Origin of the sequence: Pseudoalteromonas sp. XMcav11-Q (assembly GCF_040104525.1) — a bacterium.
Classification (GTDB): domain Bacteria; phylum Pseudomonadota; class Gammaproteobacteria; order Enterobacterales; family Alteromonadaceae; genus Pseudoalteromonas.
Window position 1 is genome coordinate 18,016 of record NZ_JBECOX010000006.1, and the last position, 26,220, is coordinate 44,235.

The window sequence follows — 26,220 nt, forward strand, 5'->3', positions numbered from 1 at the left end:
CCAAGCGAACGCAGGTTTGCTAACCCTTCCTCAAAGATGTGAGGAAATGTACCTGGGCCACCCCAGCTAGGTGATACAATCGCAAGGGTATCACCTCGGTTTAGTTTTTTAGGCTTGCGTAATTGCACCGTCTATCTTGCCTTAATGGAATATTCATCAGCAACTAGATATATCCCATTAAGACAACAGAATCAAATACTTATTCGAACCTTTCAACGCGAAACGGAGCTAAATCAACAGAGGTAGGTTTGCCTGTCATGAGTTCAGTAATAAGTGTGCCAGTAATGGCCGACATTAAAATCCCCGTCCTAAAGTGCCCACACGCATTAATGTAACCTTCCACGCCATCAACGGGGCCCAAAATCGGCAGCTCATCCGGTGTACCAGGTCTAAGTCCTGCCCAACAACGTTTAATACTCGACTCTTTTAGCACTGGCAAACACTTCATAGCACCTTGTGACAACTCGGTTATTTTATCTAGACTGTTGGTGGTATCGAAGCCTTTTTCCTCCGTTGAAGAGCCAATTAAAATCTCGCCGTTGTCTTTTTGTGCAATGTAGCAATCACTGGTACTGATACAACCATTTAATACTTTAGGCATGCGCTCAGACAGCACTATTTGACCCTTAACAGGGTAAACTGGCATGTGTTTACCTGTCGCCTGATGGTAAATGTCATCCGCCCAGGCACCAGCGGCATTAATTAGAGTCTCGCAATGCAGGCTTTGATCTTGTGTCTTCACGCCTATCACCTTACTGCCTTCACGCAGTACCTCTAGCACTTCGGTATTCAAAAATAACTCAACACCATTTTGGCGTGCGCCTTCGGTATACGCATCAACTAACCGGTATGGGTTTACCTGATGGTCGCAAATAAAATCTATTGCACCAATTGCATCTGGGGTGATGTAAGGCTCCTCTGCACGTAATTGCTGTTGGTCTAACCACCTGATCTGCGAAGACAAATTAGGGATCCCTGACACTATGCTATCTGCATATATTTCATCATCGCGATTGTACATAATGAATTTAAGACCGGTACGTTCAAACTTAAAGTCGACATCGTGTCTGGCCAGCATTTCTTCATGCAGTGCTGGATATAACTCGTTTGACTTGAGCGCAAGTTCAAAAAAGCATTCCGGTAATTGATGCGGCCGTAATGTTTCCGCAGCTTCGGTATCTCCTTCACTTTGGAGCTTCGACAAGGTTTTGAAGAAGATCACACCACAGCCAAGTCCGACCGACTCACCAATTGCCCATAATCCACCCGCAGATGCACGAGACGCGTTACCCGGCTTTTTTAAATCTACTAACGCGATTTTTAGGTTGGTATCGCGGCTTAAAAAATAGGCACAAGCCGCACCAATTACACCGCCACCTGCGATAATGACATCATACTGCTTCATGGTTTTTCTCCAGTAAAGTAAACGGAATTGGGTCAAGTGGGAATCTTGGCCTTATCACGCCCAGCGTATCTAAGTGCCCTGCCGCATGCAGTCGATCTAACGCATAGCTAGAACACATTTTTCCTTGGCAGTCTCCCATGCCAATACGGGTTCTCATTTTTACGCTAGATAAATCTTTTGCACCTTGTTGCAATGCTAAATCGAGTTGCTGGCGTTTTACTTGTTCGCAGCGACACACCACGGTATCTGCCTGGGTTAACGCAAGCAGCCCCTCTCGGCGCGCCGAGAAGCGGTCAAATCCTGCTCTAAACTTCTGTGCTTGCTTACGCTTAGTTTTGAGCTTGCGCATCCGCGTGTGGAAGGTCGATTCGCTTAAACAGGCTTGTTCATAGGCAAGCATGGTTGCGGCCATTTTCCCTTCAATGATAGCCGCTTCCGCACCTAGCAAACCATTGGTGTCACCACAGACAAAAATTGAATTTAAGCTGCTGCGTAAATTGTCATCTAATAAAGGCACATAACCATTCGTGGTGGTGTACTGATGAGAAACCCCAAGTAGCATGGCAAGCTGGGTACGGGCAACAAAACCATAGCCAACTCCCAAACTATCCACGGCTAAATGCTGTGCTTTTGACAAGTCCGCATGCCAATGCTCATCGTAAGGCGCTACGGTAACGCTAGAGAGTTTTTCTTGGCCTTCTGCTTTCACAATGCCATAACCATACTTGAACGGAATATTATGCTTTTTGAGATACGCCAACATACTCAATCCCGAAAGCGTAAGCTTAGGTTTATTGAGCAGCGCCACGGTCTCTTTCGCCAGTTCACTAAAGCGACTCGCTTCATATACGCCAACCACTTGTGCACCGGATTTATGTAACTGGCAAGCAACCAGTGGCAATAATGGTCCAGTTCCGACTAACGCCACTTTTTTCCCTGGTCGAACTAACCCACTTTTAAGCTGAAGTTGCATCCCACCCATTAACATCACACCAGGTAACTGCCATCCTTCAAATGGCACACTGCGCTCATGACAACCAGTTGCCAGAACCAACTTGGTGTAATCTATTTGTGTTAACTGATTTTGTGTTTGCAACAACAAACCGCTTTCGCCTTCAGGCCCAAGCACTTTGGTTTGTAGTTGTAGTGTTATATCTTGTTTATGATGTTCGTAGCGTACCTTTAGTGCAGCCATCGCACGTTTAAGATTTTCATCTAAATGAGGAAGCTTACTTGCTTGTCGAAGTGGCCCGCGATAGATCACCCCACCAATTTTTGGTGCTTCATCCACTAAGGTGCTAGTAATGCCATATTTAGCCAGCTCAGCTGCACAGCTAACGCCAGCAGGCCCTGCACCAACAATAACGATTTTTTCTTTTTGACAATTAGACATCACACTATACTCCAACCTGCTTGAAACGATTTTGTTTAGTTTCAACCTGCATGTTGGGTTGTACTAAGGTTTGGCAAGCCTTTTGTTTATGTTGCTTGTTTATCGTTACCTGACAACAATGACAAACGCCCATACCACAATAAGCACCAGATACGGCTTCTCGATCGCTTTCCATAATTTGCTTGTAGTTCGCCGCAAGCAAAACAGACAACACGGTTTCACCGTCGCATGCGTTAACCGCAATGTCGTCGATTTGAATTTGGAACTGTAACCCCTCAGGGTCTGTAATATCTTGCGTTCTGGATAATTCAGACATGAAAAAATGCTCCTTCAATAAAGTCGCACAAAGCCTACTATCCAAATATTAAAAATAAACATTTTATTTACTTTATTCACTTTAATTTGATCCAAATTAACTTTTAAGCACTCTCGCGCTAATTCTGTTCAATTCGGTGCAAATGCTGCACTCACCTCACTAAAGCAGTGCAATATGAACGTATTTACAGACCAACATAAACCGCATCCTATTGATATTAAATAGTTTTAATTTCTGGCACAGTTTTTCCTTATTAAACGACACGACGGATGAAAGGAGCGTAATTATGTACACTTTATATCAAACGATGTACTTACTTTGGCATTTGGATGTGAGTATCTGGCCTGTGCACGATACAGCAACAAACCCTGTAGATGGTAAGGAAGAAGCGCAATGACACTTGGCAAACTAGAAACTGCAGTACACGCAGTAATGAACGATATGCTCACCCCATCACAAGCCGCAAAAGCCTATCATGTGCCGCAGCGAGCACTTTACGAAGCACTGCGACGCTCCCAAGAGAAGCAGCAAACTCGATGGCAGAAATTAATGCATGAAAAGGCAAGGCTTGAGCAAAGTCTGGCTCGGATAAATAAGGAACTGCATGAACAATTTGTCTAATACCGCTATGCAGCTTCGCATTATTCAGGCGCCTAGCTTGAAATACAATCGCTTAGATTGTCAGCTTTGGGTAAAACAGCTCAGTGCGCTGACGCAAGCCTGTATTAATCTTGGCGCCTCTATCGGCTTTTTGCCCTCTTCCTCTAGCAGAGCAATACAAAACTACTGGTGGCAGGTATTCGATGCTGTGATCAAGTCGCAAAAGACGCTTATTATCGCAGAACTTAATGGCGTAATGGCAGGTTGTGTGCAACTCTCGCCGGCAACAAAAGATAATGCTCAGCACCGGGCTGAAGTTGAAAAGCTATTAGTTCATCCGAATAGCCGACGAAAAGGCGTAGCAACAAAGCTGATGCAAGCCATAGAGCAAGAATCTACACGGCAGCAGATATCGTTACTCGTCCTTGACACACAATCGGATTCGGACGCAGAAATCTTATATCAGAGCTTGGGCTTTAAAGTTGCTGGGCAAATCCCTCATTTTGTCAGTGATGAGCGCGGTGACTTCCATGCCACCACATACTATTACAAACTGCTTGCACCGACCTTGCGCAATCGTATTGAGAACGTAGCTCTAGTGCATTATGCCAATGAATATTAGCAAAACAGTCTAATCAAGCGACTCGCTACGACTTTCGTTCAGGCGATAAAAAAACAGCTTACCGATGTGCTGTGGTGTAGTTACAGCCTCTAAGATTGGCGCGGCGCCTTGTGGTATGCTCATCACATTGGGATTGTTGATAGTAAGACCATCGCGCAGTTTAGTATCTATTGCCCCGGGGCACAGTACCGCTATTTTGTAGCCGTCCTTGTGAAGACCTTTAGATAGAGTCACCACGCCCGCTTTCGCCGCACAATAAGACGTCCAATCTTTGTAACTGTTAAATGCCGCCGTCGACGCCACATTGATCAAATGCACCGCTTTGTTTGCTTTAATTGCAGCACGAGAAATTAAATAAGTGCCGATTAGGTTTACTTCGATGTCACGGATCCAAAGACTTGGGTCAGAGTCTGCCACTAAACTTGAGTAAAGCGTTCCTGCCGCATTGATTACACAGTCATAAGATTTGTCGTCAAAAAAACGCTCAACTTCAGCTGGTTTAGAAACATCAAGCTGCGCGCGCGATGGCGCTTCCACTTCATGTCCTAAGCGCTTCAGTTCATCGCTTAAATAAGCGGCAAGACCACCCTGTCCGCCCGTTATTAACACTTTCATTTCTGTGGCTCTGGGATTGGATGATTGTCGCTTTGCTCAATCAGCTTTTTATACTGATCGTAGATTTTTTGCTTTAAGTTACTAGAGCTAACGCCAGCACCATAAGGAAAGTAAAATACCTGAACCCCAAGCTCTTTCAGATAATCATATTTTCCCTTCCAATCATCGCCAATCACGAACACATCAATATTTAGATTTTTCACCGTTTCACGATGATCTAAAGTACGTTGTGGAATAGCAAGATCTGGGTCTCTTAACCCTTCGATAATCGCCAAACGCTCTTCAAATGGCACTGCTGGTGGCTTTTTATAAGAACAAACAAGTTCATCGGTACTTACACCAACGATCAACGTGTCCCCTAAACCTCGGCCATAACTAATCATTTTTAAATGATTACTGTGAAATAAATCAAATGTTCCTGAGACATAAACAATTTTATTTTTCATAAATTGCTATTTCCCTCCAGCTAAATCAATAAAAGTTCCTGTAACAAAGCTTGCTTCGTCACTTAAAAGCCAAGCGATGGCATTGGCAACCTCAATCGCGGTTCCACCTCGCTTCAGCGGTAAAAAATCGGCTAGACGATCAACTCGGTTTGGTTCGCCACCGTCGCCGTGAATATCGGTATAAATACAGCCCGGTCTCACGCAGTTCACGCGGATCTGCTCAGCGGCTAATTCCAGAGATAAACCTTTAGTGAAGCTGTCTATTGCACCTTTTGCAGCCGCATAGTCAACATACTCATTAGCCCCACCTAAATAAGAAGCTGCCGACGATACATTCACCATTGCGCACTGTGCTGGATTGGCACTCAAACGCATATGTTTAATTGCTTCGCGAGCACAAATAAAATACGGCGTAACATTATTAGTAAGCATATTGTTGATGCGCGCTGCGGTCATGTGTTCAACTCGAGTCTGCACGTTCAGCATGCCAGCGTTGTTGACCAAATGCGTTACCATGCCAATATCGGTCTTTATCTTGTCAAACATTGCCTCTACAGATTTTTCGTCTGTGACATCTGCTTGTAACAAATGCGCTTTACCATTATTACTTAGGATGGTATCAGCAACCGTTTCTGCGGCTTGCACGTTCTGCTTGTAATTTATAACAACAGTAAATCCTTGTTGTCCCAGCAGTTGAGCCGTTGCCGCACCAATCCCACGGCTCGCACCGGTGATAAGTACCAGTTTTTGCATCTATTATTCCTTAAACTGGGTCAACAGTTACTGATAGTTCAGCACCTCTACACCCATGTCTTCTTTGACGTGTTCTATCACCATATAGGTATGATTTGTGCCAACTCCAGGTATTTCAACGATTTGACCTAATACCTCTCGATATTGACGCATATCTTGGACTCGGATCTTAACTAAATAATCAAAGCCACCTGCTACCATATCACAAGAAACGACGTTGGGGATTTTTACAATGTGCTGTTTAAACACCTCAAATACCACTTCGGTCGAGCTTTTCAAGGTGATCTCCACATGCGCAACCAAATGCTGGCCAAGTTTCGCGGCATTTAATCTTGCCGTATATCCTTCGATATACCCCTCGGACTCGAGTTTTTTTACTCGATCGAGGCAAGGACTCGGACTCAAGTTTACCTCTTTCGCCAAGTTTACATTAGAGATCCGAGCATTGCGCTGAAGCGCGTCTAAGATTGCTAAGTCGATGCGATCTAATACCCGAGTTTTAATGGAAGTCGTCATATCAGCATAAAATTTTGTGAGGGTTTGAGATTACCCGCAAATTTACCGTATTCGTTGAAAATAAAACAGCATATTCTGCTGTCTTTTCGATAGAATGCCCGCGAAATTAACGATAAAGAACAAAGCGGCTTGTTTCAGCCTTTAACGCAACTTTGTTCGAACATTTAGATTATGCATTCTGGCTAAAATTTGAACCCCCAAATGGGTGTGTTATGGTTAGCAATGTGACTGCATCATTTTGTCGTAATTGAGGCTTCCTATACAAATTAAACTACACTTTCAACCTTTGGTTGCATAGTTTGGCATCAGTTCAGATGTAGTTTTGTAATCTACACATTAAGGTGTGTGATTCCATAGGCAGGCGCGAATTACATGTATTTTTGACTCCAATTTTTGAGGGTTGCTTATGCTTTATAACGGCGATTTGACAACTAACTGTCCTATCCGACAAAAGATCCGTGATTTTTACCGCATCGATGAGAACGCAGTAATTGATCATATTTTACCTTTAGCTGAGGTAGGCGTTACAGCTCGAAGCCGAGCATGGGAACGTGCACGTCAAATGGTATTGAACATTCGTAGAGATCAAGATGGTCAAAACGGTGTCGACGCGCTTTTAAATGAATTCTCTCTTTCTACCGAAGAAGGCGTGGTACTGATGTGTTTGGCCGAAGCTTTACTTCGTGTACCAGACAAAGCAACGCAAGAAAGCCTAATCCGTGACAAGCTCGCACAAGGCGACTGGAGTTCACACTTAGGCAGCAGCGACTCGTTATTTGTTAACGCTTCAAGCTGGGGTCTACTCGTTACTGGTAAAATGGTTAATTATTCAGACAAGAATAAAGAAGAACAATTTGGCGTGCTAAAGCGCACAATTGGTCGTCTTGGTGAGCCAGTTATCCGTAAATCCGTTAACTATGCAATGAAGATCATGGGTAAGCAGTTTGTAATGGGTGAAACCATTCAAGATGCTATCGATCGTGCCGCTGATAAAGAACAAAAAGGTTATGTATATTCGTACGACATGCTAGGTGAAGGCGCACGTACGATGAAAGATGCAGAGCGTTACTTCCAAAGCTATATGAACGCCATTCACGCAATTGGTAAAGCAGCGAAAGGCCGTGGCCCAATAAAGAGCCCAGGTATATCTGTAAAGCTTTCAGCTATTCACCCACGCTATGAATTCACACATCGCGACCGCGTGATGGACGAGCTTGTACCTAAGCTAAAAGAACTTGCGATTGCTGCGAAAGAATACGATATCGGTTTCACGGTTGATGCGGAAGAAGCGGATCGTTTAGATATCTCACTAGATGTCATCGAAGCGGTATTCTCAGACGACGCACTTGGCGACTGGAATGGTTTTGGTCTTGCAGTACAAGCATATCAAAAACGTGCCATTTTCGTTGTGGAATGGGTAGCTGAACTTGCTCGTCGCGTAGGCCGTAAACTGATGGTGCGTCTAGTTAAAGGTGCTTACTGGGATACAGAAATCAAAACCACTCAACAAGATGGTCTTGAGCACTTCCCTGTGTTCACTCGTAAAGCAACGACTGACGTTTCTTATAAAGCGTGTGCTATTAAGCTACTTGAAGCACGCGATGTACTTTTCCCGCAATTTGCGACGCATAATGCTTACACCGCAGCAACCATTCTAGAAGTGGCCAAAGGCGATAACAAAGGGTTCGAGTTCCAACGCCTACACGGTATGGGTGAATCACTTTACGACCAAATCGTTGAAAACGAAGGAATTCAGTGTCGTGTGTATGCGCCAGTTGGTCAGCACGAAGACCTACTTGCTTATCTGGTACGCCGTCTACTTGAAAATGGTGCAAACTCATCATTCGTAAACGCAATTGTTGATACTACGAAGCCTGTTGAGTCACTACTTCCAGATCCTGTAGAAACACTGCAAGGCCTACGTAACCGTTACAATACGCAGATTAAGCTACCTATCGAGCTTTATGGCGATGAGCGTCCAAACTCAAAAGGTAAAGACCTTACGGACATCAACGATTTAACACCGTTTAAAGAAAACCTAGACAACTGGTTTAACGAACACCTAATCGATGAAAGCCAAGTACCAGAAGGTCACCTTGCTGTTCGTAACCCTGCGAACCACAAACAAGTGATTGGATCTGTACCTTTACACGATGAAGCACACATGCAAAGCGTGCTTGCCAATGCTGATGCCGCTTTTGAAAGTTGGTCTCAAACCTCTGTTGAAGAGCGTGCAAACCTACTACGCCGTACTGCTGACATCCTTGAGCGTCACCATGATGAACTTGTTGCTATCTGTATTAAAGAAGCAGGTAAAGTAACCCAAGACAGCATCGATGAAGTACGTGAAGCCGTTGACTTCTGTCGCTACTATGCAGCGCGTGCAGAAGAGCTTTCTAAAGATGAGCGTTTTGAAGCTCGTGGCGTGATTTTATGTATCAGCCCGTGGAACTTCCCGCTTGCGATCTTCTTAGGTCAGGTAGCTGCTGCTATCGTGACGGGTAATACCGTTATTGCAAAGCCTGCTGAACAAACCAGCATGATTGCCCTGCGTTGTATTGAATTAATGCATACCGTTGGTTTACCAGAGCACGTAGTACAACCGGTTATCGCACGCGGTAGCGAAGTGGGTAAACACATCGTGCCTGACGAGCGTATCCAAGCGGTTATGTTCACAGGTTCAACAGAGACAGGTACGCTTATCTCACAAATTCTTGCTGAGCGTAACGATATTCAGGTTCCTCTGATCGCAGAAACTGGTGGTCAAAACTGTATGATCGTTGACTCAACAGCATTACCAGAGCAAGTGGTTGACGATGTTATTTCATCAGGTTTCCAAAGTGCCGGTCAACGCTGTTCAGCACTTCGTGTGTTGTTCTTACAAGAAGATGTTGCTGACGGTATCATTGAAATGATCCAAGGTGCGCTTAAAGAGCTACATATCGGCGACCCATCGCTACTATCTACAGACGTAGGCCCAGTAATCGACGAAAAAGCGCTGACCACTTTGACTAAGCATGTTGATTACATGAAGTCGAACGGTAAGCTCCTATTCGAAGCTAAGATCCCTGATAACAGCGAGAACGGTGCTTACTTCTTCGCGCCTCGTCTATATGAGATTTCTGATCTATCCGTACTTAAGCGTGAAGTATTCGGTCCGGTAGTCCACGTTGTACGCTTCAAAGCAGATCAACTTGATAATGTGATCGACCAAATCAATGGTACAGGCTACGGTCTAACGATGGGCGTTCATTCACGTATTGAAGAGCGCTGCGAATACCTAGCTAAGATGTCGCGTGCGGGTAACGTATACGTGAACCGTAACATGATTGGTGCGATCGTTGGTGTTCAACCATTTGGTGGTCGTGGCCTATCTGGTACAGGTCCAAAAGCAGGTGGTCCAAACTACCTACTTCGCCTTGTGAAAGAAAAAGCGTCACCAGACAACGTACAAATGACAGATCTGACGCCTGATGAGCTAGAGATCCACCACTTCCCAGGTGCCGTTGAGCAAGTTGAAAAACTGATGCAAAACTCTAAGCGTGATGAGAAGATCTGGCGTCGTACTGCGCTTAATGACCGTGTTTCGGCAGTGCGTCAGCTACTTGCAAAAGTAGCAACGGTAGACATCATTGATGAGCTGGCGGATGATTTGTCATTAACGCTTTCTGATGCGCGTGCTCAGCTAAACCGCTTAGAAAAGCGTATGCGTACTTACACAACGCTACCAGGACCAACTGGTGAATCGAACACGCTGCACTTAGAAGCGCGTGGTTGTGTAGTGGTATATGCCGATAAGAGTACGTCGTTCAACTTCTGGGCGATTTCAATTATCACAGCACTTGCTGCCGGTAACACAGTGATCACAGTAGCCTCTGACTTATTCTACGAAGAAGCATTGGCATTTAGAGATAAGTTCATCTCAACTGGCGTTGCCGAAGGCGTATTCCAAGTAGCGAAGCAAAACCAGCTACAAGCGATTTTGGCACACCCTCACCTTGCAGGTGCTGTTGTGGCTGCGCGCTCTTCACGCCTTGGTTACTTCTCACAGCAACTTGCAGAGCGTAAAGGTGCTATCCTGCCGGTGATCAGTGCAGAGTACTACGATACGCTTATCAATCGTCTAGTGACTGAGAAAACCATCAGTATCGATACCACAGCTTCTGGTGGTAACACTTCACTGATGACGCTTGTTGAAGACGAAGAGTAAGAGAATATAAATCGCTATGCTAGACATAGCGGTTTTATCGAACAAAGCCAGCGTAAGCTGGCTTTTTTATAGTAAAAATCAGGGCTAACTACCATACACAATAGCAACTTTAAAAATTGCTCAACTCAGAGAAAACAGACACAATACAAATAAGGTGATTTAATCACAGTGAAAAGACCACTAATATTGTTGCTCTGCATAATAATGTTAGAATTTCAAAGTATAAAATAACCACAATAATACCAATTTCATGCATGTTGGCTATTCACAAAAACGATATAAAAACCAATAACGAAAAGAAAAATGTTAAACCTTGAATACTTATTCTCATTTTTAATTGCTAGCACGGTGATTGCCGTGGCACCAGGTCCATCTAATGCGTTTTTAATGGCACAGACCTTTACTAATGGCCGCGTAGCTGGCATGCAAAGCGCATTAGGTTTTGCGCTAGGTGGGGTGATCCATACACTCTTTGCCGTTGTTGGCTTGTCGGCACTCCTAAAAGCCTCAGAGACCGCCTATACCACAGTGCAATATCTCGGCGCAGCCTACTTAGCTTATCTAGGTGTAATGACTATCAAAGAAACGCTTGGAAAGGCGCAGATAGCTTGCGAGGAAAAACCGCACGTGAGCACCAAAAAGCCTAAAAACGTGATGTTCCAAGCAATGATGACGGAAGTCTTAAATCCCAAAGTCGCCCTGTTTTTTATTGCATTTATTCCTCAGTTTGTCGATAGTAGCTTGGCGACCTCGACAACGATGCAACTGGCTATGTTTGGCTTACTTTATCCTATTTTAGCTTTTCCCATCGACTGCATGTATATCTATGGTGGTGATAAAATCGCAGGCTATTTTAGGCGGCATCCCACAGCGCCAGTGTGGATTGATCGAATTTCAGGCTTAATTTTTATCGCATTGGCAGTCAATTTATTACTCTAAACAGGGAGCAGCACACATGCAAAAACGTTCACAGCCACTACCAGCAAAAAAGCATATTGCTTTAGTTGCACACGATGGCATGAAACCAGCCCTACTTGAGTGGTGTCAGACTCACTTAGATAGCCTTAAGCAGCACAAGCTTTACGCCACGGGCACAACGGGTAATCTGATAGAAAAGCATACTGGTTTAGAAGTCACCAAACTATTTAGTGGGCCAATGGGTGGCGACCAGCAAATTGGTGCCAAAATCGCGGAGCAAGATGTTCATGTCTTGATTTTCTTTTGGGATCCGCTCGCGTCACAGCCTCACGATCCGGATGTAAAAGCACTGTTGAGACTGGCTGCTGTTTGGAATATTCCCGTTGCCTGTAATGAAGCGACGGCAGATTTACTGATGGCGTGCGATAAAATGAACCAGCCAATCGCAAGGCATTTACCTGATTATGAGCAGTACCTTGCTAGTCGCTTAGATTGATAAAATAGATGAGTATGGAAGCGGTTTGTGACCGCTTCTTTGATTTTGACTTCGATTATTTAAATATTTTATCCGCCCACTTAGCCAAGCCTGCAGTAACACTACCAAAGTTATCCCCGTTCACCATTTCAATATCACCAATTTGCTGTGCAAGCGTTGCCTTGAGTAACGGTGATTGCGCGCTACCGCCAGTCAGATAAATTACATCGGGTTTTGATCCCGCTTGATGAATGGCTTCTTTCGCAAGCCCCCCCATCTGTTCTAAGTTCGACATGACCGACTCGGCAAAATCTTGCTGCGTAAATTCAGAGGCTAGCTGTGGTTCAATAAAACCAAGATCGGCATTAAACTTTGCTTGCTCAGAGAGTGCAATCTTGCCGAGTTCACCTTCACGAACCACCTGATGGGTAAGTTTGTTCTGTTGAATATGAAGTAAACGCGCCAGCTTTTGCGGCTCAGCGACATCTCGCAACATGCTTTGCAATTCTCGCGCTAATTTATCGCTGTAGAAGTCTAGTTGAGATTGAATATCATTGATTTTACATGCCTGCCAATAGAGTTGACTAGGCATCGGCAAACCTGAGCTCATGTTAGATCCGAGACCACACAACGGCATTAATTGGTGATAAGCTAGCGCAATATCTAAGTCGTTACCGCCGATACGTTTGCCTGTATGCGCTAAAAAGTCTTGCTGGCGTTGTGTGTTATTGCGATAGCTTGGCCCCATTCGGACAAACGAACAATCGCTAGTACCACCGCCGATATCAACCACCAGCACAAGTTTATCTTGCTGAAGACGGCTTTCGTACTCAATTCCCGCTGCGAGCGGTTCGAAGAGAAAATCCACTTCCTTAAACCCAGCTCTTTTTGCAGCGGTGGTAAGAATATTAACCGCTTGTTGATTGCTTTCCTCTCCACCGACGGACTGAAAATTAACAGGTCGACCAATCACAGTGTCGGTAATGGACTGTTGCAGCTGCGACTCGGCACGACGCTTAATCTCCACCATCATCGCCGCAGCAATATCTTCAAAGAAGGCGATTTGTTGAGGTTTAAGTCCAACCGCCCCAAAGAAGGACTTGGGTGATTTTACAAAAAAACCTTCTTCGGGAAATTCGATATACTCAGAAATTGCCGCTTGACCAAAAAAGACGCCCGCTTCATGTGCTTCTAAATCAAGATCGCGCTTAGCTTGCTGTGCTACCGTTAGCAGACCTTGGCGAGACTGCGTGTAGACTGGATCTGGCTCATTGAGATGACGATTAACAAATGCAGGAATTAACGCATTGTGCATCGCATACATAGTCGAAGGCAGGTAATATTTATCTTGCTCGAGACGCAGTAAGTCCACTTCACCATTTTGCATGACACCCATCGCACAATTAGAACTTCCGTAATCAAACCCGACTTTCATTCTCTACCTCAAACTGCTGAAAAGTCGCGAAGTGTATCATGGTTGTCGTTATTGTCAGATGAATTTATCTAGGTTACAGCACCATTAATTGGCTTGTTGTGAAAAATATAGTGGAATAAGCCCGTTGGCTCTCCGTCTCCACCATTTTGCATGACACACTAGGCATAGCACAATGAGAGCTTAGGTAATCAAACCCGACTTTCATTCTCTACCTCAAACTGCTGAAAAGTCGCGAAGTGTATCATGGTTGTCGTTATTGTCAGATGAATTTATCTAGGTTCCAACACCATTAATAGGCTTATTGCGAAAAGCATAGCGGAATAAGCCTGTTGGATCTCAGTCTCCACCATTTTGCATGACACACTAGGCATTGCACAATGAGAGCTTCCGTAATCAAACCCGACTTTCATTCTCTACCTCAAACTGCTGAAAAGTCGCGAAGTGTATCATGGTTGTCGTTATTGTCAGATGAATTTATCTAGGTTACAGCACCATTAATTGGCTTGTTGTGAAGAATATAGTGGAATAAGCCCGTTGGCTCTCCGTCTCCACCATTTTGCATGACACACTAGGCATAGCACAATGAGAGCTTAGGTAATCAAACCCGACTTTCATTCTCTACCTCAAACTGCTGAAAAGTCGCGAAGTGTATCATGGTTGTCGTTATTGTCAGATGAATTTATCTAGGTTCTCACATCTTTAATAGGCTTATCGTGGAATGATACCATTGTGCATAACACACTAGGCATAGCACAATGAGAGCTTAGTTAATCAAACCCGACTTTCATTCTCTACCTCAAACTGCTGAAAAGTCACGCCGTGTATTATGGTTGTCGTTATTGTCAGATGAATTTATCTAGGTTCCAACATCCTTAATCGGTTTGTTGTGGAAAGCATAGCGCACACTGTCAGATTGCTTGGCTTGATACATAGCGGAATCTGCCTGTTGGATCCCAGTCTCGATGTCGAGGTTATTAAACAGACTGACACCGATACTAATCCGACAACTTAGTTTATTGCCTTCAAAGAGATATGGTTTATCTACCTTGTTGATTATTTGCTGGCAGATCCCAACCACATGAGATTCGGCTTGAGGCTGTTGTGGAGATAAATGAGTAATTAAAATCACAAACTCATCACCTCCCCAACGGATCACCACATCATCCTCACGTACGCTAGCACTCAAACGCTGAGCAACCGCCTTGAGTAACTGATCCCCCACATGGTGACCATGCAAGTCATTTACTTTTTTAAAATCGTCAAGGTCCAAAAACAAGATTGCGCTGTAACTACCAAACAGCTGCCCGGCATGGAGTTGCTCCATCAACCCATGTTGGAGAACATGGCGATTCGGTAATTCGGTTAATTGATCATGATACGCCAGCTTCTCGGCTTCAAGATACTCCAACTTACGATCATTGATATCCCGAGATAACACGATAAAACGTGTTTCAGCATGATTATCGCTTGCAGTGACAACCTTACGGGCGATAGAGACTTCAAACCAACGCTCGCCAACAGGCGTAGACAAGTGAATATGGCTGCCGTGTGAATAGCCGTTAACTTTTGCTTCCTGTAATGCCCGCATCACTATTTTAGCGGCTTGCTCTGGCATCACTTCAGTCACCGTATGGCCAATCAATTGTTCTGCAGGCGCGACTAACAACTCAGGGCGGAGTATTCTGGCGTCCCAGTGTCGCCCCTCTTCGTCTAGTTCAAACATCAAGTCCGGCATCGCACTTAATGTCGACGCCAATTCCTCATAGCTCGGTTGCGCCAAAGCTTGAGTGCGGGCCATACGACGATCCTTGACCATGAGGCGTTGCAACATCCTGTTCCATAATTCTATAAACTTGAACTTTGCAATTTGAAACATGCCAATGAACACAGCTCATCTACGGCTATCGTTATAAAATAATATACCAATTTTACGAATAATGACTAATTACCGACTGCATCAAAGAAAATATTTTCAAGTCATTGGCTTCGAAAGAGAAAAGCAATTGACGAATAGATAATAATTCCTATAATCGACACAGCAGCGCTTTCCATGATGGAAGGTCACAAGATATATAAGGATGACTATGTCTTTTTTCAAAAAAGCCCTTGGCGCAGTCGGTATCGGTGCAGCAAAAGTAGATACCATTTTAGAGACCCATCACGCCTCTCCTGGCGAAGAAATTTCTGGAACGGTTAAAATCATCGGTGGCAAAGTTGCTCAAGAGATCAACAAAATAGATCTTAACGTAATGTGTAACTACACGGTTGAAAGAGAAGACAGTGAAGGTGAAACAACGACCATCACTAAAAACCACACCCTTGCTAAATTTCAAATCAACGAACGATTTACTATCGAACCCGGTGATGAAAAGCACATTCCATTTGCGCTTGACCTCGCTGAAGAAACCCCGCTTACCGTTGGACAATCCAAAACTTGGATTGCTACCAACCTTGATATTGATATGGCGCTCGACAAGTCAGATAGGGACTATTTACACATAGTACCTACCGAGCTACAACAAGCGGCTATCGATGCGATGGAAGCGCTTGGCTTTAAACTCTATGAATCAGACTGTGAAGGTATTGATGAAGTATCTTTCTCACGCCTCCCATTCGTACAAGAGCTAGAGTTTAAAACGATCACAGGTGACTTCCATGGTCGCTTTGATGAAGTGGAAGTGGTTTTCTTTAATCGCGGCGAGCAACTAGAAATTATCTTTGAGATTGACCGCAAAGCGCGAGGCTTTAAAGGCTTCTTTGCGGAGGCGCTAGACCTTGATGAATCAAAAGCCAGATTGCTGATAGATGAAACTGATTTAGAAGACCTAGAAGATGCTATTTATGACATTCTAGAGGCAAATTGCTAAGGTATATTAACCTTGTAGTATCGATAGATTTATATTGATGCTTTGGTGATCGTTGCATTCATACGAATGCAACTTCTATATGAACAAACTCTATTATTATCCCAGTTCACCTAACGCTATGGTTTATATTAATACAAATGTTAAGGTGTATAGATAATAACTCTCTAGACTGATTTATTGTTACAATTTAAGCCCATTTAACATGCCAATCACGGCACGTTTGAGTTGACTTAAGCTCAATAAAACAGCACATTTAAATGAACGGTCAAGGTAGATTAGGTGACAATGAATGTCCAACTTTAGAATTTGGAAACTGGTTAGCCTACTGTGTGTTTTGAGCCTAATGCTGGGCTGCGAATCGAAAGAAGAACGTATCCAGCAAACCATTACACATACACTTCAAGAAGCTTCAACAGCGATAAATACGCTGGGAACCGCCCTTGATAAAAAGCAGGTGAGAAATGCCAACCTTTTGACTGAGTATGGCAAAGTACTTAGTCAGCAAAAACCTCAGCTCAGTGAAATTGCGCAAATTATTGCTCAAGACGCAACAAGCAGTGGAACCTTATATCAGAGTTTATTGACTCGTTATCAGTCCCTCAAGTCCCCCGCTCCAAGTATGAACAGCGACGACATTATCAACCAAGCAGTGTTGTTAAAAGAAGCCGCTTCCATCAGTTTGTTCAATGATGCTCTGACAGATCCAATCAATGTTTTAGCTGATATGTCAGATGGCAAGCTAGCGCGAGTTGGCGCTATTAGTCAGCAGGCGGAACAAGCGGCAAACGGTCAGACCAGTGTCGGCAATCAGCTTGTTGGCAATGCCAACTATGGCGAATGGCAGACTAACTCTAACGGCACTAGCTTTTGGATGTGGTATGGCATGTATCGCATGCTTGGAGATATTGTCGGTGATGTGGAATATGGCCGCTGGAGTAAACATCGCAGATACAGTTACTACAGCGACTATGGCCGCCACAGATACACCAGTTATAAAGGCTACAAACGCCAAACTGAGCTCGCCAAACGTACTCAACAATCGTATCAACGCCAAGGCAAACAGTTTACCAGTCCCTATGCCAAGAAAAAGTCTGGCGCTTCAGGGTTAAGTCGAAGTAGTAACACCCCATCAGCAGTAACTCGAAGCAGCTATTCTCGAACATCAAGCTACGGCTCTGTTCGCAATAGCTCAAGTAGAACCTCCCGTGGCGTAAGCCGGGGCAAATAGCGCATATATAGCGGAGTTAACACATGTACCAATTTAACGGATTAACAGCTTGGACTTTTCAAGCATTGCTAATAGATATGGCGGTGATCGTCGCGTTATTTGTTAGCTTAAAATACATCAAAGGTTGGGTATCTAACCTTCATGCAAACGATGAAATCACAGAAAAAGACAACTTTGCATTTGGCCTCAGTTTTGCTGGTGGTTTAGCAGGTCTGGCCATTGTAATTTCAGGTATTTCAAGTGGTGCTTTTGCCAGTTCTTTAGCTCAAGAAGCGCTACAAATGGCGGGCTATGGTATCGTTGGTATCATCCTTATCAAGCTCGGTCACTTTTTCCAAGACAAAGTCGCGCTACGCAAGGTAAACCTCCATGACGAAATCGTTAAAGGTAATGTCACCTCAGCACTGATTGACTTTGGCCATGTGGTGAGCGTTGCCATTGTGATCCGCTCAGCTTTGCTTTGGGTACTCACAGAAGGCTGGTATGGCTTACCTATTGTGGTTGCAGCCTTCATTATTGGTAATATTTGTATGCTGCTTGTGAGCCAATACCGAGTACAACTATTCAAGCGCACCAACAAAAGTGGCGACTGTTTACAGCAGGCAATCAAAGACAACAATATCGCGGTTGGGATCCGCTACGCGGGCTTTTTAATCGGCTCGGCTCTGGCACTGACTGCAGCGTCCGGTTTAGCGCCGTATGTAGCTGACAATATTAACTCAAGCCTACTTTACTGGAGTATTGCAGCACTGGGTAGCATTGTGCTTTTCATCGTCTTACACCTCGTCATGATAAAAATTATTCTGGCAGGTAAAGATATTTCCGATGAAGTGAACAGACAAAAGAATATTGGTGTTGCTGCCATCTCAGCCGCGCTTTCTTTTGCGATTGGTACGACTATGGCAAGTTTGTTAGGTGCATAACCCTTGAGCGCATCTGCACCACAAACTTCAGCAAGAGTGACCGGCAACTGGTCGTTGTTTGGTCACGACACCCTACTTATTGGCGTCATGGCCATTTTGGCCGGTTGCGGCCTAATCTACGAATATTTGCTCTCCCATTATGCTGGCCGCGTTTTAGGCTCTGTAGAAAGCGCGATTTATGCCATGATAGGCACGATGATCGTGGCCATGGGCATTGGCGCATTTTTAGCGCGCTGGTTTAAAGATCCCTTTACCGCTTTTGCATGGCTTGAAAGCCTAATCGCACTACTCGGCATGAGCAGTATTTTGGTGATCGCCAGTGTTATTGCACTTACCTATACCCTGCCCCATACGCTTTCTAGCCTTTATAGCCTGCCTCCCGATAGTGTCTTAGATGGCATGCCATTTGCGCAATTACAAGCATTTGCCCGATTTTTACCTTATGTTTTCGGCCTCATCCTAGGCATTTTAATTGGCATGGAAATTCCGCTGATTGCTAGGATCCGTCAACAAGTGTATGGCCGCTTCCTTGAAAATAACGCAGGTACCATTTACGGTGCAGATTATATCGGTGCAGGTGTTGGTGCTGCCATTTGGGTCACGATTATGCTTGCGCTGCCAATAATGCAAGCAGCAGCGTGGACTGCGCTATTTAATATCATTGCAGGACTTATCTTCCTATGGCGTTACCATGCTCATGTCCGCTTCGCTAAGCTGCTGTTTGCTTGCCACTTTGTTCTACTTGGTATCTTTTTTGTCATCTTGAGCCATGGCTCTCTTTGGATGAAAGACCTCAGCAATGTGCTATACAAAGACAAGGTGATCTATTCAGAGTCAACGAAGTATCAACATGTTGTCATCACTGAGCGATTGAGCCGCGCACAACCGATGCCAATTAACGATTTATTCTTAAATGGTCGATTACAGTTTTCATCTGTAGATGAACAGATCTATCACACTATGCTCGTTTATCCTGCAATGCTGGCTTCTAACCGGCGCAAAAAGGTATTAATCATTGGCGGCGGAGATGGTCTGGCACTTCGAGATGTACTGGAATGGCCTGTTGAAAATGCAACCTTAATCGATTTGGATGGACAACTACTTTCATTATTTGGACTACAAGGGCAGCCATACCCCGCTAGACCGAACATCACCAGTCAATTAACTCAATTAAATGACGATGCGTTAAATGACCCAAGAGCAACCGTTATCGTTGCAGATGCATTTTTAGAAGTAGAGAAAATGCTCGACCAAGGTAGACAATTTGACACCATCATTATTGATTTACCCGACCCAAATCACCCTGATTTGAATAAGCTATATAGCGACTACTTTTATAATCATGTGCGTCAATTACTGGCACCCGATGGCGCACTCGCTATTCAATCAACGTCTCCCTATCACGCCAAAAAAGCGTTTATTAGCATAGCTAAAACAGTAAAACATGCCGGGTTTACGCATGTTGAGCAATATCAGCAGAATATTCCCTCATTTGGTCAATGGGGATGGACAATCGCAACGAGAACAGGACAACCAGCAAGTGCTAGGATCCGGTCGGTCGAGTCTTTGCCTGTTCCAAGTAACTGGATAAACAAAGAGTATTTACTTGCTACTTTCGCTTTCCCAAATCGCTTTTTTGACGGAGCAAAAGATATTGAAGTCAACCAGTTAGGAACGGGCAGACTATACGATTATTATCGTCAAGCATGGCAAACGGAAGATGAGTTGTATAAAAATTAGCGCACGGCCATTGACATATTATGTCTTACGTGCAACTCTTAACTCAGACATAATATGTCAAAACAAAAAAGGTAAATGAAGATGGAATTAAATGAACTATCAATCAAATTAGCATCATTTGAAACAGAAGGTGCTAACTTCGAATCTTTCTTAATCGCCAATGAAGGCGAGCAAGATGTATTGCAAGTGATTGTTGACGGAAATGACGAATTACCAATTTTTGTGACTCAGACTGAAGAACAACTTGTATGCATTAGTTACCTATTTAAAGAGAATGAGGTAAAGCCTGAGTTGCTAAACGAGTTAAATGAAGCACTATTAAAACTGAATGTGCCGATCCCGCTGAGTGCGTTTGCTAAAATTGATGAGCAGTATGCGATATTTGGTGCTCTAGCCGTTTCCTCCTCAATTGATGAGATCACGCACGAACTGGTCACCCTCGCGGACAATGCAATCGAAGCATTGGAAGCCGTGACTGTGTATTTGAATGAGTAATATTGGAGTTGTGAAATGAGTATTTTAAAGAAATTATTTACTGCTGTTCGTGGTGGCGCTAGAGAAGTTGGTGAGTCAATTGTTGACGCAAATGGCATTCGTATTTTTGAGCAAGAAATTGCTGACGCACAAAACGCATTAGCTAAAGCCAAAAAGAACTTAACAGAAGTAATGGCGAAAGAGATGCAGACAAAACGCAAATTAGCTGCACTTGACGAAAGCATTATCGAGCATGAAAACTATGCTGGACAAGCGCTGGAAAAAGGTAACGAAGCTTTAGCGGTAGAAATTGCAGAGAAAATCGGTGAATTTGAAGTTGAGCGCGCAGAGCACCAGCAAGTGCTAGACGGTTTTAGTAAACATGTGATCCTGTTAAAACAGCAAATTAAAGAAGCTGAAAAAACGATTAAAGAAAACCAGCGCCAACTAACAATGGTAAAAACCACAGACAGCGTTCAAAAAGCAACCATGGCAGTAAACAGTACGCTAAATACCAATACGTCATCTATGGTAAATGCACGTCAGTCGCTTGAGCGTATCAAGCAACGCCAGCAAGATAGGCAAGATCAACTGGCTGCAGCAAAAGAGCTTGAAGCCGCTGCAACGGGTGCAGATCTAAAAGCCAAAATGGCAGAAGCTGGAATTGGCTCTACGCAAAAGAGTAATGATATTCTTGAACGTATTAGAGCGAAACAAAGCAACTAATATTTGCCGAATAGAAAAAGGAGGCCTCGCCTCCTTTTTACCCTTTTTGATTATGTAGGTGCATTATGTTTGGCTTTTTTAAATCAAAAAAAACTCCTGAGCGACAACTTACTCATGCAAAAGATCTGAAAGTTGGGGATATGCTCACCATCATTGATTCATTTGCTTACCCTAGCTGGCTCAAGGGGCAAACCCTAAAAGTGGTTGGCGTACAAACTTACCAATTTGAGCGCAGCGCTGCATATGAATTTGTTCTCGAAAGTGATTCAGGTAACATTACTTTTTTGCAAATTGAACAAAGTGACGGTGAGGAATATGCGAATTTTTCTATCAAAATCCAAAGAGAAGACGTCGACGCTATTTTTACGCTTGATGAATTTGCGCGTATTTTCGATGAAGAAGCACTGACCCACATCGACACCCACGCCACTCCAGAGATTTTCGAGCGATTTTTAGGTAAAAGCTATCAACAAAGTGAAGCGCCCTACGTTTGCTATTTTTACGATAGCGATTATCGCGGTCGCGCCTTGCCACGCTATCAAGATGAAAGTGGCGAAGTATGTGAAGTTATCGAGTTACTTAGTCCTGACGAAAAGTTCGCTATCAATATCGAGATCTGGGATGGGGGGGAAACTGACGTGTCACTAACCATGTGTCGCCCACTGAGCGATATTGTCGACCTATTTCCTGGAGCTAACTCGTGACCACAAGAGAAGACAAGTGGAAACGTCAAGAAGTGGCATTGAGGGCCACACAAATGGCCTTCGATTTAACCACGGAAGTACAAAAAAGCATTAAAAAACAGGCGATAGACGAAGAGCTAACGCCATCCGATATGATCAGAAAGATCCTTGATTTAGAAGTTAAATCGAAGAAAACTCGGCAACGCTTATCCTTCAATCTAACCGATGAAGAAATCGCACTTCTGGCGGAACGTTTTGGCGTTGACCCCAACGACAAACGGGCCGTAAAGCAACAGGTCGCCAATATGCTGCTTAGTCGCTATACAGAAAATAAAGGAAAATAATTGGCTGTATTTATGTAGGTTGTTGCTCCATTAACTGCGTATGGCGCTACGTTTATTCAAGCTATATGCCGTAGCGCCTTGCACAACTATAACACCGATCACTCTACCGCGAGCAACTCAACCTCAAATACGAGTAAAGAGCCAGGTTCGATTTTACCTGCAGCGCGGTCGCCATAACCTAAATCGGGACCAATCCAAAAGCGGTATTTATCCCCTTCAGTCATTAACTGCACGCCTTCTGTCCAACCTGGGATCACTTGATTAAGCCCAAAACTAATTGGTTGGTCGCGCAGTACTGAACTATCGAATACTGAGCCGTCAAGTAAGGTGCCGTGATAATGCACTTTAACCTTGCTCGTTGCGCTCGGTTGTTTACCACCTTCAGTTTGCGTGATGACTTCGTACTGAAGACCTGAGTCGGTTTTATGTACCTCTGCGCGCTTTTCGTTCTCTTTCAAAAAGTCAGCCGCTTGAATTCGATTAAACTGCGCAAGCTGTTTTTGTTTCTGACCACCTCGAAAAAACACCACTGCAATCACCAGTGCAACGATAACGAGGATAATATTAGTTGTCGTCATGGCTTTCTTCTCCTTTGTCATCATCGCCGTTTACTACTTTTGCAATACGCTCAAGTTTCGCCATTGCAACTGCATTGATACTGTTTTCGGGATAGCCTTCATCACTTAGCTCTCCTGCTGGTCTATCCATTAACAAGCTAAGCGCTTCATCTACAGTGGCAACGGCATAGACATGGAATAAGCCTTTTTCAACAGCTGCAATCACTTCATCATCTAACACTAAGTTGACCTTGTTAGATTCAGGGACGATCACCCCTTGCTTACCTGTGAGGCCTCGCATTTTGCAGAGTTTAAAGAAGCCTTCGATTTTTTCGTTTACACCACCAATGGCTTGTACTTCACCGTGTTGGTTTATTGAGCCAGTGAGCGCTAATGATTGATCCACGGGGAGTTGCGTCACCGCCGATAGCAGCGCACAAAGCTCTGCAAGTGATGCACTATCACCGTCAATAAAACCATAATTTTGTTCAATGGCGATATTTGCACTGAGTGTCAGGCTAAAGTCTTGCGCATACTTGTTACCTAGGTAACCGGTAAGCAGCATCACACCTTTTGAGTGAATTGACTTACCTAAGTCTACCTCACGTTCAACGTCAATCACCCCGTCAGCACCTGCGTATACCGTAGAGGTAATACGCGCAGGCGTACCAAATGCGGTGTCACCAATATGCAGTACCGTCAGGCCATTTACCTTACCAATTGCGGTGCCTTCAGTTGCAATCAAGGTATGCCCTTCTTGAATATCGCTGAGCATGTTTTCACTTAACTGCCCTGTCCGGTATTCTTTTCCAGCTATCGCTTCATCGATGTGATTAGCGGCAATTTGGTTTACGCCATCTTGCTTGGCATAAAAACTGGCTTCTGCTACCAGCTCCAAAACATCAGCAAAGCGCGCTGAAAGCTTACTGTGATGCTCCGCTTGGCGGTAGCTAAATTTAAGCATACGCGCCAGCGCAGCTGAGCTAAGCTCAATCTTCAAAGTATCATTACAGTATTCCATCACCTTAGTGATAAATTGGTACTGCATTTTGTCCGAGCTTGGTAAATAGTAATCAAAATCGGCCAGCACTCTAAATAGTTCTGCAAACTCTTCATCGTATTCACCAATGGTGTAATACAGGTCTCGCGAACCCAAAAGAATAATTTTGACATCCAACGGAATTAGCTGCGGCTTTAAGGTAAAGCTGCTGCCCACCGAATTATCTTGGTACGGTAGGTCATTTTTAATTTGGTGGGTTTTTAACGACAGTTTAAGGCCATCCCACACCTGGGCGTTAGCCATGACCTTTTCCGCATCCATGATCAAATAGCCGCCATTGGCGCGGTGCAATGCACCGGCTTGAATAGAGCGATAGCTAGTGATCAAATTACCTTGAGAGGTTGCATATTCCACCTTACCAAAGATATTACCAAAGGTCGGATTTGGCTCATACACCACAGGCGCAGGGTCGTCCTCTTTAAACTCAACCAGAATATTGGGCGCAAAAAAGTCCGTGAGCATTCCCTTTGAGTCAAAGTCATCTTTGTTCTCTTCGTTGCTACTATCGTCGTCTAGCCAATCTAATACCGCATCGACAATTTCAACCTTAAGATCTTTAAGATAACGCAGCACGCCAATGTGTGCAGCATACTTATGCTCAAGTGCTTTTAATAGCGGTTTGGTCGCCACTTCGATGGTGGTTTTTTTAAGATTACGCAAGCGCTCAGAAGATTCACGCTTCCACCTTGGCAGTTCAATAAGCGACTCAATGAGAGCATCTTCTAATGTTTCAATTGCCGTTAAGAAGTGTGCCTGAACATGCTCGTCTAGTGCCGAAAACTCCGTATCGCTGAGCTGTTTACCATCGACCACAGGAGCAAAGCCAACTGTCCCCGTATCTTCTATCAGTGCAACGCTCATATTCATAGCTTGTTGCTCAACAGCGGTGATCGCAGCATCGTATTTTTGTTCGAACTCTTTATCTAGCGACTTTTTCTTGCGTTGATAACCCGGGTTGTCAAAAGCTGCAGGAAAAGTATCTAAGATCTCATCAATAAAGGCGTCAATATCGGCCTCAAGCTGCTTACTTTCGCCCGCCTGCATAAATAGCGCGATAGGCTCACGATGGTCGTCATAGTTATTAACGTACAACCATTCTTTGGGCGTTGGCTTAGTTTTACTGTGCGCCTCGAGCTTGTCTTTCACCATGGTAAAACGACCCAGCGCCGCTTCTCCCATGACATACACATTATAACCGGGAAGCTCCATTCCCAAGGCAAAGTCTAGGGCGGTTTGAGCGCGCTGCTGGCCAATAAATGGCAGCGCTTCTGGGTAAGGGTTTTGGATACAATTTTCTATGTGAGTCAACGAAACTGATGGCGCGAGCTGGCTCGCAGGCAGTGCTTTTTCAGACGACAATTTAGATTTGGTCATTCTAACTTCTTTGTATTATTCGCATACGTTAGTCTACTCAGCTTGGTGCTTCCAAGCTGAGCGCCCACACTTTAGGGCGCTAATGCTTTTCTAGTATATTCCCCATGCCCGCACTCGCTGCAAGCTGGGATCTTGATGGCATAATAAACATCTAATTTATAGCCACAATTCTTACACACTAATTGTCCCAAAGCTATCCATTCACCTTCTTTATAAATGCCTTGGTGTTCAAAATCTTTTAAAAGTGCGGACCACTCAAGTTGAGTTCTATCTTCTAATTGGGATATTTCAAATAAGATGTTGGCTTTGAGCTCACTCCAAGCCGCTTCATCATAGAAGGATTTGTTTTCGAGAAGATGTTCCAAGTCACGTTTTAAATAGTAACTATAATCATCATAGGTTTGTTTGGTGTAGTCTTTCAGTGCGCTCTGCGCTTCCCAGAATCGTTTAGATAAATCGTCAATTTCATGTTCTTTGACGTCTTTGAGCCAATCGGAAAATTGATCCAGCCATTTTTGATAATCCGCCATTGCTACACTC

The 26,220-nt window shown here is 44.2% G+C and carries 25 protein-coding genes; 13 read left to right on the plus strand and 12 right to left on the minus strand.

Features of this window, described 5'->3' with window-relative positions; all coding sequences use genetic code 11:
* Window positions 1–199: 199 nt before the first annotated feature.
* Genes ABMY45_RS11255 through ABMY45_RS11265 form a run of 3 tightly spaced genes read right to left on the minus strand, consistent with a single transcriptional unit; the run spans window position 200 to window position 3,114 of the window.
* Window positions 200–1,405, minus strand: coding sequence for an FAD-dependent oxidoreductase (locus ABMY45_RS11255; RefSeq protein WP_010606182.1), 1,206 nt, complete (start codon window positions 1,403–1,405; stop codon window positions 200–202).
* Complete coding sequence (locus ABMY45_RS11260; protein WP_206472281.1) at window positions 1,392–2,798, minus strand: FAD/NAD(P)-binding oxidoreductase; 1,407 nt, start codon at window positions 2,796–2,798, stop codon at window positions 1,392–1,394. Before ABMY45_RS11260 ends, ABMY45_RS11255 begins: the two co-directional genes overlap by 14 nt.
* A gap of 4 nt (window positions 2,799–2,802) precedes the next feature.
* Window positions 2,803–3,114, minus strand: coding sequence for a 2Fe-2S iron-sulfur cluster-binding protein (locus ABMY45_RS11265; protein WP_010371949.1), 312 nt, complete (start codon window positions 3,112–3,114; stop codon window positions 2,803–2,805).
* A 393-nt stretch (window positions 3,115–3,507) separates the two neighbouring features.
* On the opposite strand from ABMY45_RS11265, the gene ABMY45_RS11270 reads away from it, so the two are divergent.
* Together ABMY45_RS11270 and ABMY45_RS11275 are read left to right on the plus strand one after the other, a co-directional pair.
* Window positions 3,508–3,735, plus strand: coding sequence for a helix-turn-helix domain-containing protein (locus tag ABMY45_RS11270; RefSeq protein ID WP_102057316.1), 228 nt, complete (start codon window positions 3,508–3,510; stop codon window positions 3,733–3,735).
* Window positions 3,719–4,336: a GNAT family N-acetyltransferase gene (locus ABMY45_RS11275; RefSeq protein WP_102057317.1), complete on the plus strand. Its 618-nt coding sequence runs from the start codon at window positions 3,719–3,721 to the stop codon at window positions 4,334–4,336. The genes ABMY45_RS11270 and ABMY45_RS11275 overlap by 17 nt, the downstream gene beginning before the upstream one ends.
* Before the next feature lie 9 nt (window positions 4,337–4,345).
* Here ABMY45_RS11275 and ABMY45_RS11280 read toward each other — a convergent pair whose 3' ends face one another.
* The 4 genes from ABMY45_RS11280 to ABMY45_RS11295 are packed head-to-tail and all read right to left on the minus strand — an operon-like array spanning window position 4,346 to window position 6,666.
* A complete protein-coding gene (locus ABMY45_RS11280) occupies window positions 4,346–4,951 on the minus strand; it encodes an SDR family oxidoreductase (RefSeq protein ID WP_010606178.1) in 606 nt (201 codons plus the stop codon).
* Window positions 4,948–5,397, minus strand: coding sequence for an adenylyltransferase/cytidyltransferase family protein (locus tag ABMY45_RS11285; protein ID WP_010371961.1), 450 nt, complete (start codon window positions 5,395–5,397; stop codon window positions 4,948–4,950). Before ABMY45_RS11285 ends, ABMY45_RS11280 begins: the two co-directional genes overlap by 4 nt.
* A 6-nt stretch (window positions 5,398–5,403) precedes the next feature.
* A complete protein-coding gene (locus ABMY45_RS11290) occupies window positions 5,404–6,150 on the minus strand; it encodes an SDR family oxidoreductase (RefSeq protein WP_174169881.1) in 747 nt (248 codons plus the stop codon).
* Window positions 6,151–6,177: 27 nt separating this feature from the next.
* On the minus strand, window positions 6,178–6,666 hold the full coding sequence (locus ABMY45_RS11295; protein WP_010606176.1) for a winged helix-turn-helix transcriptional regulator: 489 nt from the start codon (window positions 6,664–6,666) through the stop codon (window positions 6,178–6,180).
* Window positions 6,667–7,072: 406 nt separating this feature from the next.
* Between ABMY45_RS11295 and putA the strand changes: the two genes are divergently transcribed.
* The 3 genes from putA (at window position 7,073) to ABMY45_RS11310 (ending at window position 12,290) form a co-directional block, all read left to right on the plus strand.
* A complete protein-coding gene (gene putA, locus ABMY45_RS11300; RefSeq protein WP_349288903.1) occupies window positions 7,073–10,876 on the plus strand; it encodes a bifunctional proline dehydrogenase/L-glutamate gamma-semialdehyde dehydrogenase PutA in 3,804 nt (1,267 codons plus the stop codon).
* A 303-nt stretch (window positions 10,877–11,179) separates the two neighbouring features.
* Complete coding sequence (locus ABMY45_RS11305) at window positions 11,180–11,815, plus strand: LysE family translocator (RefSeq protein WP_349288904.1); 636 nt, start codon at window positions 11,180–11,182, stop codon at window positions 11,813–11,815.
* A 16-nt stretch (window positions 11,816–11,831) separates the two neighbouring features.
* Entirely contained in the window at window positions 11,832–12,290 is a 459-nt protein-coding gene (locus ABMY45_RS11310; RefSeq protein WP_102057321.1) for a methylglyoxal synthase, read from the plus strand.
* 55 nt (window positions 12,291–12,345) lie between these two features.
* Here ABMY45_RS11310 and yegD read toward each other — a convergent pair whose 3' ends face one another.
* Together yegD and ABMY45_RS11320 are read right to left on the minus strand one after the other, a co-directional pair.
* On the minus strand, window positions 12,346–13,704 hold the full coding sequence (yegD, locus tag ABMY45_RS11315; protein ID WP_349288905.1) for a molecular chaperone: 1,359 nt from the start codon (window positions 13,702–13,704) through the stop codon (window positions 12,346–12,348).
* An 856-nt stretch (window positions 13,705–14,560) separates the two neighbouring features.
* Window positions 14,561–15,502: a sensor domain-containing diguanylate cyclase gene (locus tag ABMY45_RS11320; protein ID WP_227386927.1), complete on the minus strand. Its 942-nt coding sequence runs from the start codon at window positions 15,500–15,502 to the stop codon at window positions 14,561–14,563.
* 286 nt (window positions 15,503–15,788) lie between these two features.
* Between ABMY45_RS11320 and ABMY45_RS11325 the strand changes: the two genes are divergently transcribed.
* The 8 genes from ABMY45_RS11325 to ABMY45_RS11360 all read left to right on the plus strand — a co-directional run bounded on the left by ABMY45_RS11325 (window position 15,789) and on the right by ABMY45_RS11360 (window position 22,689).
* Entirely contained in the window at window positions 15,789–16,571 is a 783-nt protein-coding gene (locus ABMY45_RS11325) for a sporulation protein (RefSeq protein ID WP_010606169.1), read from the plus strand.
* Between the two features lie 289 nt (window positions 16,572–16,860).
* A complete protein-coding gene (locus ABMY45_RS11330; protein WP_010606168.1) occupies window positions 16,861–17,799 on the plus strand; it encodes a hypothetical protein in 939 nt (312 codons plus the stop codon).
* 23 nt (window positions 17,800–17,822) lie between these two features.
* A complete protein-coding gene (locus ABMY45_RS11335; protein ID WP_095728282.1) occupies window positions 17,823–18,722 on the plus strand; it encodes a DUF350 domain-containing protein in 900 nt (299 codons plus the stop codon).
* 3 nt (window positions 18,723–18,725) lie between these two features.
* Complete coding sequence (locus tag ABMY45_RS11340) at window positions 18,726–20,462, plus strand: polyamine aminopropyltransferase (protein ID WP_206472276.1); 1,737 nt, start codon at window positions 18,726–18,728, stop codon at window positions 20,460–20,462.
* Between the two features lie 81 nt (window positions 20,463–20,543).
* Window positions 20,544–20,957, plus strand: a complete 414-nt coding sequence (locus ABMY45_RS11345; RefSeq protein ID WP_010606165.1) for a DUF2170 family protein — start codon at window positions 20,544–20,546, stop codon at window positions 20,955–20,957.
* 15 nt (window positions 20,958–20,972) lie between these two features.
* Window positions 20,973–21,662: a PspA/IM30 family protein gene (locus tag ABMY45_RS11350; RefSeq protein WP_102057325.1), complete on the plus strand. Its 690-nt coding sequence runs from the start codon at window positions 20,973–20,975 to the stop codon at window positions 21,660–21,662.
* Between the two features lie 65 nt (window positions 21,663–21,727).
* Window positions 21,728–22,366 carry a DUF4178 domain-containing protein gene (locus ABMY45_RS11355; protein ID WP_010371998.1) on the plus strand — a complete coding sequence of 213 codons (639 nt, stop codon included), beginning with the start codon at window positions 21,728–21,730 and terminating at the stop codon, window positions 22,364–22,366.
* The gene (locus ABMY45_RS11360) at window positions 22,363–22,689 is read left to right on the plus strand and encodes a hypothetical protein (RefSeq protein ID WP_069018990.1); all 327 of its coding nucleotides are present in this window, start codon (window positions 22,363–22,365) and stop codon (window positions 22,687–22,689) included. Before ABMY45_RS11355 ends, ABMY45_RS11360 begins: the two co-directional genes overlap by 4 nt.
* Before the next feature lie 98 nt (window positions 22,690–22,787).
* Here the strand turns inward: ABMY45_RS11360 and ABMY45_RS11365 are convergent, their stop codons facing one another.
* The 3 genes from ABMY45_RS11365 to ABMY45_RS11375 all read right to left on the minus strand — a co-directional run bounded on the left by ABMY45_RS11365 (window position 22,788) and on the right by ABMY45_RS11375 (window position 26,210).
* Window positions 22,788–23,267, minus strand: a complete 480-nt coding sequence (locus ABMY45_RS11365) for an FKBP-type peptidyl-prolyl cis-trans isomerase (protein ID WP_174169874.1) — start codon at window positions 23,265–23,267, stop codon at window positions 22,788–22,790.
* Window positions 23,254–25,680, minus strand: a complete 2,427-nt coding sequence (locus tag ABMY45_RS11370; protein ID WP_174169873.1) for an ATP-binding protein — start codon at window positions 25,678–25,680, stop codon at window positions 23,254–23,256. The genes ABMY45_RS11365 and ABMY45_RS11370 overlap by 14 nt, the downstream gene beginning before the upstream one ends.
* Before the next feature lie 71 nt (window positions 25,681–25,751).
* Window positions 25,752–26,210 (minus strand): hypothetical protein, encoded by a 459-nt coding sequence (locus tag ABMY45_RS11375; RefSeq protein ID WP_017216346.1) that lies wholly within the window; start codon window positions 26,208–26,210, stop codon window positions 25,752–25,754.
* Between the last annotated feature and the right edge of the window lie 10 nt (window positions 26,211–26,220).

What these genes read in the sequence shown, in the direction of transcription:
- ABMY45_RS11255 (WP_010606182.1), bottom strand. Translation starts at nt 1,405, where the DNA reads ATGAAGCAGTATGATGTCATTATCGCAGGTGGCGGTGTAATTGGTGCG.
- ABMY45_RS11260 (WP_206472281.1), bottom strand. Translation starts at nt 2,798, where the DNA reads ATGTCTAATTGTCAAAAAGAAAAAATCGTTATTGTTGGTGCAGGGCCT.
- ABMY45_RS11265 (WP_010371949.1), bottom strand. Translation starts at nt 3,114, where the DNA reads ATGTCTGAATTATCCAGAACGCAAGATATTACAGACCCTGAGGGGTTA.
- ABMY45_RS11270 (WP_102057316.1), top strand. Translation starts at nt 3,508, where the DNA reads ATGACACTTGGCAAACTAGAAACTGCAGTACACGCAGTAATGAACGAT.
- ABMY45_RS11275 (WP_102057317.1), top strand. Translation starts at nt 3,719, where the DNA reads ATGAACAATTTGTCTAATACCGCTATGCAGCTTCGCATTATTCAGGCG.
- ABMY45_RS11280 (WP_010606178.1), bottom strand. Translation starts at nt 4,951, where the DNA reads ATGAAAGTGTTAATAACGGGCGGACAGGGTGGTCTTGCCGCTTATTTA.
- ABMY45_RS11285 (WP_010371961.1), bottom strand. Translation starts at nt 5,397, where the DNA reads ATGAAAAATAAAATTGTTTATGTCTCAGGAACATTTGATTTATTTCAC.
- ABMY45_RS11290 (WP_174169881.1), bottom strand. Translation starts at nt 6,150, where the DNA reads ATGCAAAAACTGGTACTTATCACCGGTGCGAGCCGTGGGATTGGTGCG.
- ABMY45_RS11295 (WP_010606176.1), bottom strand. Translation starts at nt 6,666, where the DNA reads ATGACGACTTCCATTAAAACTCGGGTATTAGATCGCATCGACTTAGCA.
- putA (WP_349288903.1), top strand. Translation starts at nt 7,073, where the DNA reads ATGCTTTATAACGGCGATTTGACAACTAACTGTCCTATCCGACAAAAG.
- ABMY45_RS11305 (WP_349288904.1), top strand. Translation starts at nt 11,180, where the DNA reads ATGTTAAACCTTGAATACTTATTCTCATTTTTAATTGCTAGCACGGTG.
- ABMY45_RS11310 (WP_102057321.1), top strand. Translation starts at nt 11,832, where the DNA reads ATGCAAAAACGTTCACAGCCACTACCAGCAAAAAAGCATATTGCTTTA.
- yegD (WP_349288905.1), bottom strand. Translation starts at nt 13,704, where the DNA reads ATGAAAGTCGGGTTTGATTACGGAAGTTCTAATTGTGCGATGGGTGTC.
- ABMY45_RS11320 (WP_227386927.1), bottom strand. Translation starts at nt 15,502, where the DNA reads ATGGCCCGCACTCAAGCTTTGGCGCAACCGAGCTATGAGGAATTGGCG.
- ABMY45_RS11325 (WP_010606169.1), top strand. Translation starts at nt 15,789, where the DNA reads ATGTCTTTTTTCAAAAAAGCCCTTGGCGCAGTCGGTATCGGTGCAGCA.
- ABMY45_RS11330 (WP_010606168.1), top strand. Translation starts at nt 16,861, where the DNA reads ATGTCCAACTTTAGAATTTGGAAACTGGTTAGCCTACTGTGTGTTTTG.
- ABMY45_RS11335 (WP_095728282.1), top strand. Translation starts at nt 17,823, where the DNA reads ATGTACCAATTTAACGGATTAACAGCTTGGACTTTTCAAGCATTGCTA.
- ABMY45_RS11345 (WP_010606165.1), top strand. Translation starts at nt 20,544, where the DNA reads ATGGAATTAAATGAACTATCAATCAAATTAGCATCATTTGAAACAGAA.
- ABMY45_RS11350 (WP_102057325.1), top strand. Translation starts at nt 20,973, where the DNA reads ATGAGTATTTTAAAGAAATTATTTACTGCTGTTCGTGGTGGCGCTAGA.
- ABMY45_RS11355 (WP_010371998.1), top strand. Translation starts at nt 21,728, where the DNA reads ATGTTTGGCTTTTTTAAATCAAAAAAAACTCCTGAGCGACAACTTACT.
- ABMY45_RS11365 (WP_174169874.1), bottom strand. Translation starts at nt 23,267, where the DNA reads ATGACGACAACTAATATTATCCTCGTTATCGTTGCACTGGTGATTGCA.
- ABMY45_RS11370 (WP_174169873.1), bottom strand. Translation starts at nt 25,680, where the DNA reads ATGACCAAATCTAAATTGTCGTCTGAAAAAGCACTGCCTGCGAGCCAG.
- ABMY45_RS11375 (WP_017216346.1), bottom strand. Translation starts at nt 26,210, where the DNA reads ATGGCGGATTATCAAAAATGGCTGGATCAATTTTCCGATTGGCTCAAA.